9 protein-coding genes and 1 tRNA gene are annotated in these 9,525 nt (G+C 55.9%); 7 read left to right on the top strand and 3 right to left on the bottom strand.

Annotated features, from left to right (window positions below; genetic code table 11):
* Positions 1-332: 332 nt before the first annotated feature.
* The gene (locus ABRP66_RS09895) at positions 333-899 is read left to right on the top strand and encodes a hypothetical protein (RefSeq protein ID WP_284771151.1); all 567 of its coding nucleotides are present in this window, start codon (positions 333-335) and stop codon (positions 897-899) included.
* 492 nt (positions 900-1,391) lie between these two features.
* On the opposite strand, the gene ABRP66_RS09890 is transcribed toward ABRP66_RS09895, so the two are convergent.
* Entirely contained in the window at positions 1,392-2,660 is a 1,269-nt protein-coding gene (locus ABRP66_RS09890) for an MFS transporter (RefSeq protein ID WP_284796871.1), read from the bottom strand.
* A 1,683-nt stretch (positions 2,661-4,343) separates the two neighbouring features.
* On the opposite strand from ABRP66_RS09890, the gene ABRP66_RS09885 reads away from it, so the two are divergent.
* Together ABRP66_RS09885 and ABRP66_RS09880 are read left to right on the top strand one after the other, a co-directional pair.
* Positions 4,344-5,273, top strand: a complete 930-nt coding sequence (locus ABRP66_RS09885; protein WP_284771149.1) for a DUF418 domain-containing protein — start codon at positions 4,344-4,346, stop codon at positions 5,271-5,273.
* 1 nt (position 5,274) lies between these two features.
* Complete coding sequence (locus ABRP66_RS09880; RefSeq protein WP_284771148.1) at positions 5,275-6,480, top strand: trypsin-like serine protease; 1,206 nt, start codon at positions 5,275-5,277, stop codon at positions 6,478-6,480.
* On the opposite strand, the gene ABRP66_RS09875 is transcribed toward ABRP66_RS09880, so the two are convergent.
* Complete coding sequence (locus tag ABRP66_RS09875; protein WP_284771147.1) at positions 6,477-7,505, bottom strand: prephenate dehydrogenase; 1,029 nt, start codon at positions 7,503-7,505, stop codon at positions 6,477-6,479. The two genes, ABRP66_RS09880 and ABRP66_RS09875, sit on opposite strands and share 4 nt — an antisense overlap.
* 39 nt (positions 7,506-7,544) lie before the next feature.
* Between ABRP66_RS09875 and ABRP66_RS09870 the strand changes: the two genes are divergently transcribed.
* From ABRP66_RS09870 to ABRP66_RS09855, 4 genes are all read left to right on the top strand, one after another.
* Entirely contained in the window at positions 7,545-8,024 is a 480-nt protein-coding gene (locus tag ABRP66_RS09870) for a tRNA adenosine deaminase-associated protein (protein ID WP_023024959.1), read from the top strand.
* Positions 8,011-8,487, top strand: coding sequence for a nucleoside deaminase (locus tag ABRP66_RS09865; RefSeq protein ID WP_284771145.1), 477 nt, complete (start codon positions 8,011-8,013; stop codon positions 8,485-8,487). The genes ABRP66_RS09870 and ABRP66_RS09865 overlap by 14 nt, the downstream gene beginning before the upstream one ends.
* Before the next feature lie 47 nt (positions 8,488-8,534).
* On the top strand, positions 8,535-8,735 hold the full coding sequence (locus tag ABRP66_RS09860) for a CsbD family protein (protein ID WP_005276418.1): 201 nt from the start codon (positions 8,535-8,537) through the stop codon (positions 8,733-8,735).
* Between the two features lie 93 nt (positions 8,736-8,828).
* Positions 8,829-8,916 (top strand) — tRNA-Ser (locus tag ABRP66_RS09855).
* 80 nt (positions 8,917-8,996) lie between these two features.
* On the opposite strand, the gene ABRP66_RS09850 is transcribed toward ABRP66_RS09855, so the two are convergent.
* Entirely contained in the window at positions 8,997-9,458 is a 462-nt protein-coding gene (locus ABRP66_RS09850) for a hypothetical protein (RefSeq protein WP_284771144.1), read from the bottom strand.
* Between the last annotated feature and the right edge of the window lie 67 nt (positions 9,459-9,525).

Here is a 9,525-nt window from a genome sequence, read left to right as displayed (position 1 = left end):
AACTCACAATGAACATCCTCTCCTACGGACACAAGATCCGTACTAATAGGGTGTCCACTACTCGAGGGTAACCGCACCGGCGGTATTTCAGGTCCGAGGCTGCGTTATTCCTCCGGATAAGTGAAATAGTCCTAATACCAGCAGGCCAGACGGGCTAAACATATAACTTCACCAACACATCCTGTCGTTTAGGTCGACGTGTCCATCATCTGGGGTTGGGCCCGAACTGCTAACACCAGCAATGGATCCCGGAATCAGGATAATGACAATCATTACTAAGAGTGTCAATTTATGTTACTTTAAATAAGTCGTCGCGTACGGAAAGGAAAGTTATGAACAAAACATTAAAAGCTTCCGCTTCTCTTTTGTCTTCTCTGCTGCTACTTCCTGCCTTGTCCGGAATGGCTCAAGCGGAAACATCACAGGGGGTACAAGAGGGGCCGAAAACTATCTTTGGTGGAAACTACCAAAATACAGACCCAACGGCCTATAATTACCTTCCCGAAGGTAGCGACCCAGTTCCGAGCGTCGAAGACAGATCAGCATTCGGCGCGACTACAATCAATGGTTTTGGATTTACGTTTAATGGTCATAATTTTGAGGTTCCTGTAGTGAGTCTTGAACATTCGATTAAGGGGAAAGGTGGTCACATAGAGAGCGAAAGTGCGTCGGCAACGTTTACTAACGGAACGATGTGCAACTGGCGAGTTGACTACCAAAACAGAGACGAAAACGGGATCCATGTGACGCGCAAAGGTAAAACTCACAATGATTGTTCCTTCGGTCATGCGCACGATGACGGATTTCAAAATTTTGACGTTAAGGGCAATGCTGAGTGTGCACGTCTATTTGTAATGGGAGAATATAAAGGAGAACAGTGTCACGCAATTCATCCTTAGAGGTTCTGTTAAAGATTGCGATTTGTGTATCACTGTTGCTCTGTCTCGGTTATGTTATCGGCGGGTTGAATGCGATTTATGTTGCTAAGACCTTGGCTGAGACGGCTTCTACCTCATCGTCAGACATCTTCCGCAGGCTAGAAAACGGCTTATTTTATTTTAGAGTTGCCGGAGTTTTTGCGGTTGTTTTCCTTGCGGGAACTTACGCAGTTTGGCGCAGGGCCAATAAGCTCCGTAAGCGAGAGTAATCCGGTTATTGGCTTTTCGGCTCGGTTGTTTATTGGATGTGGATTTGGGGTAGTGGGCCCGCCCCGGTACCAACTACCCAGAACACAGCAGTACCGAGTCCCCAGAACACCGGTACCAAAACCTCGCATCTGACAATTGGAGGCCCGGTTTTCGCGGTCTTTATCTTCCAAACCTCAAGCTCCTCTCCCAATAGGTTGCGTCCGGTAGCGTGGAGTCTCCACTTTCTGGGAGGTCAGGCCCGAACTACTCGCATACGGGGAGTAAATTGAACTCGGATGCTTTAGGTAGTGTGCGCAGGACTGAACTTGTCGCTATCAAACAGGAGATAACCGAGCACAGAGCGCATAGTGCCATGCTTGCCTGAAAACCAATTGCGGCGAGAAATGTACCCGCGCTGGCGGAGGCGATGATTGGTAGCAATCCCATCATCAGACGCGCTCCTGCCGAGCATTTTCCTATTTTTTCGGGAGGCGCTGATAACGCAAGCAGTCCTCCGGAGTACGAGTTGCACGCAATGGAGGGAACTACGATGAAAAATGCTGCAACTGCGATAAGTGGCCAATACTGAGAAAATACAAGAAGTAACAGGTACCACAGTAGTTCCCATAACATCGTTGCTCGGATGATGTTTCTTCCTGGCAAATGCTTGATGAGGCGGTCTTGAAGAAGCCCTCCAACAATCATTCCAAGGGCGAACATGGCTGAGGTGAGGCCGATTATCCAACCATCAACTTTGAGGTATGCCAGCCATAGGTCAATGGACGCGATGAGGAAAAAGTTGGCGAAGTTGGAGAAGATATCGATGCTGAAGATTGTTCGAAGCATCGGATATTTCCAAATCCAAGCCAAAGAATATTTACTATCGGACCAGAACTCTTTAAACGAATACTTCTGCTCATTGTTTGACTTCCCCAGGTCCTTACTGATGGTTCTTGAAGCATAAAGCGGACCCAACCCACACAACGTTTGTGCAATGAAGGGAATAACCGGGGCTAGGCCGTAGAGAAAGCCTCCTAAAGGTAGTCCGAGCATCCAGATGATGTTGTCTCGAGTTTGGTTACGGCCTTGCGCTTGAACAAGCAAATTCTCAGGAATGATGAATCTCAAAATGGCGTTGGTTAGGCCTCCGAACGTGCCTGTAATCATTCCTGCAAACAGGCTAAAGAAGAACAAAAGTGGGAAATTGAATTTGCCCAAGTAAAGCAGTAGCGAGAAGGTTGACCAGATACCAATTTGGCTCAGCCCGTAGAAGAGAAGTAACTTCTTCTTGTTAAAACGATCGATGATCATCCCGGCTGGGATCGTCATGATCATCGAGCCTGCCGAGCTTGCGGCTCCAATCACTCCCGCTTGACTTAGGCTTCCAGTGAGGTAGTAGCTCGCAAGTGAAATAGGGATAGCTACGAGTGATGCCCCTAAGGCGCTTGCTGTATCAGCGAAGAACCACCGTAGATAGTCAGGATGGTTCTTGCGTACGATGGTCCAAAATTTTTGATCAGTATAATCCTGCATCGTGTCTCTCAATGTTTGACAACCGCGACTGAAAGCTCATGCGCGCAGCATGAACCCAGCGTCGGATTTCCGAAGTGGGTAATTCTCACGGGTCAACTTCTTGACCCGCCGCAACTTGCGGTGTGTCAAATGAGATTTATTGATGCAGTAAGGTGAACATGATGTGCTCCAGGTACTATGCCATTAATCTTGAATCAGTGCCGATAAACTTCCCCAGAGACACCGGCTTCTCCTAGTGTGGTGGCTGGGTCGTCGTAGAACTGGGAAACGAGTGACATGTTCCCCTTCATGCGTTCAATAAACTTAATGTCCATAACGGCAGGCAGGTAGCTCTTTTCGAAAGCTGTGGAACATGACGTGTGTCACTTTCTGCGACGTATCTCACACAGTAGGGGGCGATTATGCCTGCTGTCAATAGTTTTGCCTGAAATTCCGGTTTCTAAATTTGATTCCATCCGGTGCTGGCGGTGCGAACGTCCGTATGGTTAGGTGGGGCTCGCCTGAATGGATGGCAAGGGTTTAATTTTGGATCCAGCAAAAATAGTGTTGTCACGCTGCATATCGAAGTCCTGAACGCCCTGAATGGTGACCGTATGGCCTGGCTTGTGTGGTGCATATTTGGGATTAGCTTCGGCAGTAGATTACCAATCTTGCCAACCTCACTGAGCTGGATATCAGGTGCCCACCAAACAGGGGCTAGGTCCCGGCTCGCCTTGAAGTCAGCGTGAGTTGATGGACCGCAATAATTAAGCCTTGCTTTGCTGCGGCACGGATCTTGGGGCAAGGAATATGAATGTAGTTCCTGCCCCAGGACATCCCAGGTAATTCCTGAGATGGCGGTCAAGGCGCCGCTCAGTGCGGTGACTACGGCAATGACGTCAATGCTGTCCGCCAAAAATAAGGCTAAGAGGTGCCCGGTATAAGCGGCGCATAGGGGTATCTGGAGGAGGTTTCAGTGCACCTTTTTCCACACGGAGGTAGGGGCCGCAGAACCGATAGAACCATGATCCTGGCTGGAAAAGCTGGGGTCGGTATTTTGTCCAGGGCCAGCGATGAAATTAGTTTGGCGGACCACAGCGCAATGAGGACAAAGGTGAGCAGTCTGCCGCTGGAGTCCAACTTGAACGATTGGATGGCAAAAGCGGTGGGGATGAGGCCATCGCCAAGCGCGGAGGCCACCACGGCAAACACTAGGTTTCTAGCGCGTGTTTTGAGCATGTGTCCTCTTTCGGTTGATTTAGGGGGAGGAATGAAGAGGGACCGAACTTCGTGATCATTTGCCAGACAGTTTGAGCGCTTTTCATAGGTGCCAGGAAGCATCCTGACAGAAAAGAAACTATCAGAATAAAGGTATGGAGGGGGTAATCGATTATCTATAGCAAAATAGCAGGTAAGTATGGGTTTCTGGGGTGAATTAATTGCGTGTAGTTGGCGGTGATGCGCGCTGCGGTGGGTCCTCCGGAGTGTGTTGCCGCCGGGAAATTGGGTGAAATTGTGTGCGGTTAGCGGGAAAGTGGGGCCGCGGGATTGGTTGGGCCAATGACGGCATTTATAAGGTACAGAACATGTAAAGTGTTGATACAGCAACCTCCCAGACTTCCGTTGTAGAAAAAGAGAGTCGTTAAAAACATGGGCCGTGGTGGAGACCGCTGCGTCCCATCACATCGTGAAGGAGAGTGCTAGGTGAGTACATCATCGCGCATCGTCGGGCTGGATTTGGCTCGTTCACTTGCCATTATTGGCATGATTATTTTGCACATGGCCTCGTTGGTATGGAGTACCAAGGTCATATTGTCGGGCCTTCCGGCCGCCCTATTTGCCATCGTCGCCGGCGTGACGATGATGCTCATTAGCAAGAACTATTCCGTACAGACGCTGCTGCGCCTGATTGCCCGTGGCGCCATCATTACGCTTATCGGACTGGCACTGCTCCCGGTTGGCGGGCAGATTCAGGTCGTGCTCGTTGCTATGGGTATCACCATGATGGTGGTCTCCTGGGTGCCACCGCTGAACATGTGGTGGAAGCTGGCCCTGTTCTTCGTCGCCGCCATCGCCTCAACCGTGCACTACGCGCCGTTTACCCTGCCGCAGGTCTATCCGCTGCTGGCATGGATCGCGTATTTCATCGCCGGCATGCTGCTCTTTGAGGTCTACATCCGCCCAGGTAGCTTCCGCACGGCGCTGCAGTGGATTGTTACCGCAGTCAGCGCGGTGATTGCCGCGGTTGGCACCTACTTCCGCTTCGAGCCGGATATTCCCAGCTGGCTGCGCTTTACCGGCCACACCGGCGTAGCGGGCGAAATCCTGCTCTCCGTTGCAGTGGCAGCAGTGGTGCTGCACCTGTGCCTGCTCATCGGCAGCGCGGTACCCAAGCTCGTCTACCCCTTGGCCGCAATGGGCACGATGTCCCTGACCGTTTATGTCTTGCACGTGCTCTCCGCCTATTACTGGCAAAGCAACATCTCACTGCACAACACCGCGTGGGCATGGGCATTTATTGGCCTATTCCTCGTGCTCGCCACCATCTGGCGGAAATTCCTGGGCCAAGGCCCCCTCGAAAAGGCCGTCTCCTCCGCCGTTAAACTCGCCGTTCCTGCTGGAAAGAAGGACTAACATGTCGCGTAAATTTGCTACCGCTTTGACCACCGCCGGCATCATCGGGATGTTGGCGGCCCCCGCCAGCGCCCTTGAGCACGGCGAACCCGCCCCCGATAACGCCGAGTCCCGGACCGTCGCCGCGCTCAAGATGGGCCGGATAGGCAACTTCGGCGACTGCACCGGCACGCTGGTGGATAAGCAGTGGGTGCTTACCGCCCGCCACTGCCTGCAATCCGTCAATAATGAAGGCACCCAGGCCCGCCTGGGAGACAAGGTCTATGACGCGGATTCGTGGGCGCTATCCCCGCTTTCCGATGCCGGACTGCTCCACCTCACCGAGCCCGTAACCGATATCAAACCGGCCAAGATCTCCACCGATATTCCCGAGACCGGCGACCTTGGCACCCTATATGGCTGGAGCAGCAGCTCCTCCATGGCGCGCAAGGGCCAGCTGCCGATGGCAGAGATGAAGGTCTCCGAAATCCTGGGCGGCGGGCCAAGCGATGACGCCGCACAGAAGCCAGGCGCCGGCAAGGAAGCCCCGGAAGGCTACGAGTCCGTGCCAGCTGAGGAAGCCATGCCCGGTCTCAAGATGCCGGGCGGCTCCAAGCCGGATGCCGGCATGAAGGTCCCTGAAGGCTACGAATCCGTGCCCGCCGAAGAGGCCATGCCCGGCTTCAAGATGCCGGGATCTGGTTCGGGATCGGATAAGCCCAAGGTGGTCTCGCCGGGTGCCACCAAGCCGGGCGCCGAGCAGCCGCAGATTGTCAAGCCTGACGGCAACGGTGGGGAAGTAATGCAGCCTGGCCAAGGCGGCATGGCCCCGATGATCAGCAGCCCGATCCTCGATGTCCACTCCACCGGTAATGCCGGCATGCAGGGTGGCGATTCCGGCGGACCGTTCTTCGTGGGCGGAAAGCTTGCGGGCCTAGCTACCGCGGGTACTTCCAATGCGGACCCGGATTTGCCCTCCCCAAGCGCGGCTATCACCACGCTCGCCGGCACTAAGGACTGGGTAGACGGCGTGATCAGCGGCAAGGATAAGGACGCCATCTTGACCGCGGAGACCACGCCTACCCCGCAGGCAACGCCGCAGACCAGCGGCGACCGCCCGTGGATCTACTTCACGGTAGCGGCCATTGGCCTTATCGGTGCCGCGGCGGCTGCGCGCACCTTCGCTACCGGTGCTGGCAACGGTGCCGCCCGCACGTCGCGCCGCTAAAAAATCTCGATGCGCCCGCCCAAGGATTCGGTCTGGCGCAGCTGCGCCACCCACTTCGGGCCACCGGGGTGCAGGCGCAGCACCGGGCGGGAGGAAATCTTGACCGGGGAGACCGATTCCTTGCGCGCGCCCGACCTGGCTTCGATGCGGGTGCGGGCGCGGTAGCCGGCATCGGCAAGCTCGGCGATGGAAGGCTCGGGGGCGGCGAGCTTCTCCCGGGCATCGTGAAGCAACTCCAGCGCCTCATCCAAGGCCTCTACCAGGGCCGGGGCATTGGTCTCGCACATCTGCCGCACGAGATCCGGGCGGGTTCCGGCCACCCGGGTCGCATCCTTGAAGGAACCGGCGGCTAGAGACTGCGCCAAAATGCCGCCATTATCGCCCACCGTGGCGAGAGTCTCCGCAAAAATATGCGGCAGGTGGGAAATGCGAGCGACCGCCGCATCGTGGTTGGCCACACGGATGGGCACGGCCTCTGCATGCACCATCTGGGTCATGCGCACGACGTCCGTAAAAGTCTCAATCCATTTCTTAGGAATCTTTTCCCCGCGCGCCTCATACTCAGCGGCGTAATCGTAGGTAATTCCCCACGCGGCGCGGCGGAAAAGCCCCGTCTGGGAGTGATCCCATCCCGATTTCGAGGTACCCGCCATCGGGTGCCCGCCTACGTAGCGATCCTCCATGCCGCGGTCACAGACCTGCTGGCGCACGGGAGTCTTTACGGAGACCACGTCAGTGATGCCGCAGCTAGGGGCGTGTTCCTGAATAGCATCCAAGACGCTACCCACCGCGGTCATGGGAACGGCTATCACGATGAGCGCCTCTTCAACCTCGGCGCGGTTAAGCACCGCCGGCAAGTCATCATTGACGTCAAAGCCCTGCTTGACTGCGGTGCGAGCGGCGGACGTCGAGTGGTTGTATCCAAATACGTCGTGGTTATAGCCCGCGAGATCGCGCAGCAAGGAACCACCGATGAGGCCGAGGCCGATAATGCAGATGGGGCGTTGAACATCTTGAGAACTCACGGTGACAATTGTGGCACAACACGACTAATCTCACGAGGTATGAGCAACGAAAATTACTCTTTCGCGGTTACCGTCGCCCGCAACGAGGGACAATGGGTCGTGCGCAGCTTCGATGATGACTTTGAGGACCCGCAAACCTCCATCACCGCGGTGCGCTCCCTGCGCTCTGAAGGCGCAGCTTTCGCCCTTCTCTGCGTAGAGGACGCCTACTTCATTGCCGTGCGGCCCGTGCCCGGCGGGGTGAAAATGCTAATTTCAGACGCCACCTATGGCGTTGATGATGACTTTGCCGCGGATTTCATGGAACTCAATGACTACGAGATTCCAGACGTGGACCCGGAAGAGGCTGACCCCTACGGTGAGGGCGACTTCGATATTTTCGCTGACCTGGGCCTATCCGAAGATCAGGTGGGCTACATCATCGATGATGAGGACGATTGGCCCTCCGATATGCTCCTGCGCATCGCCGGCGACCTGGGCTTTGGGGATGAGCTAGAAGACGTCATTGATAACGCCTAAGCCCCTGCAGCGCGCGCAGAAACGCATGCAGCGCGCCCTCGCGGTGGCGCGCCAGACCCCCGCCGGGGATGTGCCGGTTGGGGCGGTGCTTTATGATGCCGCCGGTCGCGAGCTCGCCACCGGTGTCAACCGCCGCGAGCAATTGCGCGATCCCACCGCCCACGCCGAGGTCGAGGCCATCCGCCAGGCGGTGCGCATCCACGGCGATGGCTGGCGCCTGACCGGCTGCGAGCTCGTGGTCACCTTAGAGCCCTGCGCCATGTGCGCCGGCGCCCTGCAATCCGCCCGGGTGAGCTCGCTGGTTTTTGGCGCCTTTGAACCGAAGACGGGTGCGTGCGGCTCGCTTATCGATGTCCTGCGCGCCCCCACCGCGCCCTTTACCCCTCAGGTCCGCGGTGGCGTCCTCGAAAAAGACTGCGTGGCGTTGCTGGAAAAATTTTTCACCACACTGCGCGAAAAGTGAGTATAGTTGCAGTCACACAGTATCCGACTCATTTAAGGAGAGAGAAAATGGGCGATTTGGAAAACAAGAAGGACGACCTCGCAGGCAAGGCAAAGGAAGCTTTCGGCGAGGCAACCGGTAACGAAGACGTAGCCAACGAAGGCAAGGCCGACCAGGTCGCCTCCGAGGCTAAGGACAAGCTGTCCGATGCTGCTGACAGCATCAAGGACAAGGCCAACGACATCATCGGTGGCCTGAAGAAGGACTAATTTTATAGTCCCTTCATAGCGAAATCGCTGCGCTGGCTTAATGCTGGCGCGGCGATTTTGTTGCATCGGGGGTCCTCCCGTAATCTGGAACGCGGTGGCGTGTCCGAGCGGCCGAAGGTGATCGCCTCGAAAGCGATTGTTGGGTAACCCCCAACCGCGGGTTCAAATCCCGCCGCCACCGCGCAAGGCCCCGACCTGTTAATGCAGGTCGGGGCCTATTTTTGTTTTCTCCAACGGGGTGGCTTTGGGCTTTGGGTTGGCTTAAGCGTCGTGCTTTGCGCGCGCAGCCCGCGTGCGGCGGCGCTGTAGGGTGGGGAGGAACCACGTCACGACGGCAGCGATGACGGCCATGGCGCCCGCGCTCCACGCGAGGTATTTCACGGGGGTGAACCACCACGCCAGGGCAGCGATTACTGCGATGACGATCCATACGGCGGGCACGAGGAGGCTGGGTTGTTCGGCCCACGGTTCCCGGGGGAATCGGCTGCGCGCCTCCGCACGGATGCGGCGCGGCGTTTTACGTGCAAGTGCCAAGGAACAGGCGACCACAAAGGCCAAGCCAATACCGGCAATGAGCAGGCTGCCGCTTACGCCGCCGAACATAAATACGCCGACGGAAAGCGCTAAGGATAAGCGTTCACCGATCGTGAGTGGGAAGTTCTGTGTGGGATCGACATCTGGATAGATGCTGTTGAAGATGTCTTTACGGGGGTCGTTGTGCATTTTTGTTTCTTATAGGGGGGTGGTTTATTGACAATCAATAGAAGTTAGGTCAGGATACACTTACTTC

The organism is Corynebacterium sp. KPL2680 (assembly GCF_040225675.1).
Lineage (GTDB): Bacteria > Actinomycetota > Actinomycetes > Mycobacteriales > Mycobacteriaceae > Corynebacterium > Corynebacterium rhinophilum.
This window is presented reverse-complemented; position numbering and strand designations above follow the sequence as displayed.

Bases quoted from the DNA above. Each gene is read 5' to 3' on its own strand.
- ABRP66_RS09895 (WP_284771151.1), top strand. From the start codon at position 333: ATGAACAAAACATTAAAAGCTTCCGCTTCTCTTTTGTCTTCTCTGCTG.
- ABRP66_RS09890 (WP_284796871.1), bottom strand. From the start codon at position 2,660: ATGCAGGATTATACTGATCAAAAATTTTGGACCATCGTACGCAAGAAC.
- ABRP66_RS09880 (WP_284771148.1), top strand. From the start codon at position 5,275: ATGTCGCGTAAATTTGCTACCGCTTTGACCACCGCCGGCATCATCGGG.
- ABRP66_RS09870 (WP_023024959.1), top strand. From the start codon at position 7,545: ATGAGCAACGAAAATTACTCTTTCGCGGTTACCGTCGCCCGCAACGAG.
- ABRP66_RS09860 (WP_005276418.1), top strand. From the start codon at position 8,535: ATGGGCGATTTGGAAAACAAGAAGGACGACCTCGCAGGCAAGGCAAAG.
- ABRP66_RS09850 (WP_284771144.1), bottom strand. From the start codon at position 9,458: ATGCACAACGACCCCCGTAAAGACATCTTCAACAGCATCTATCCAGAT.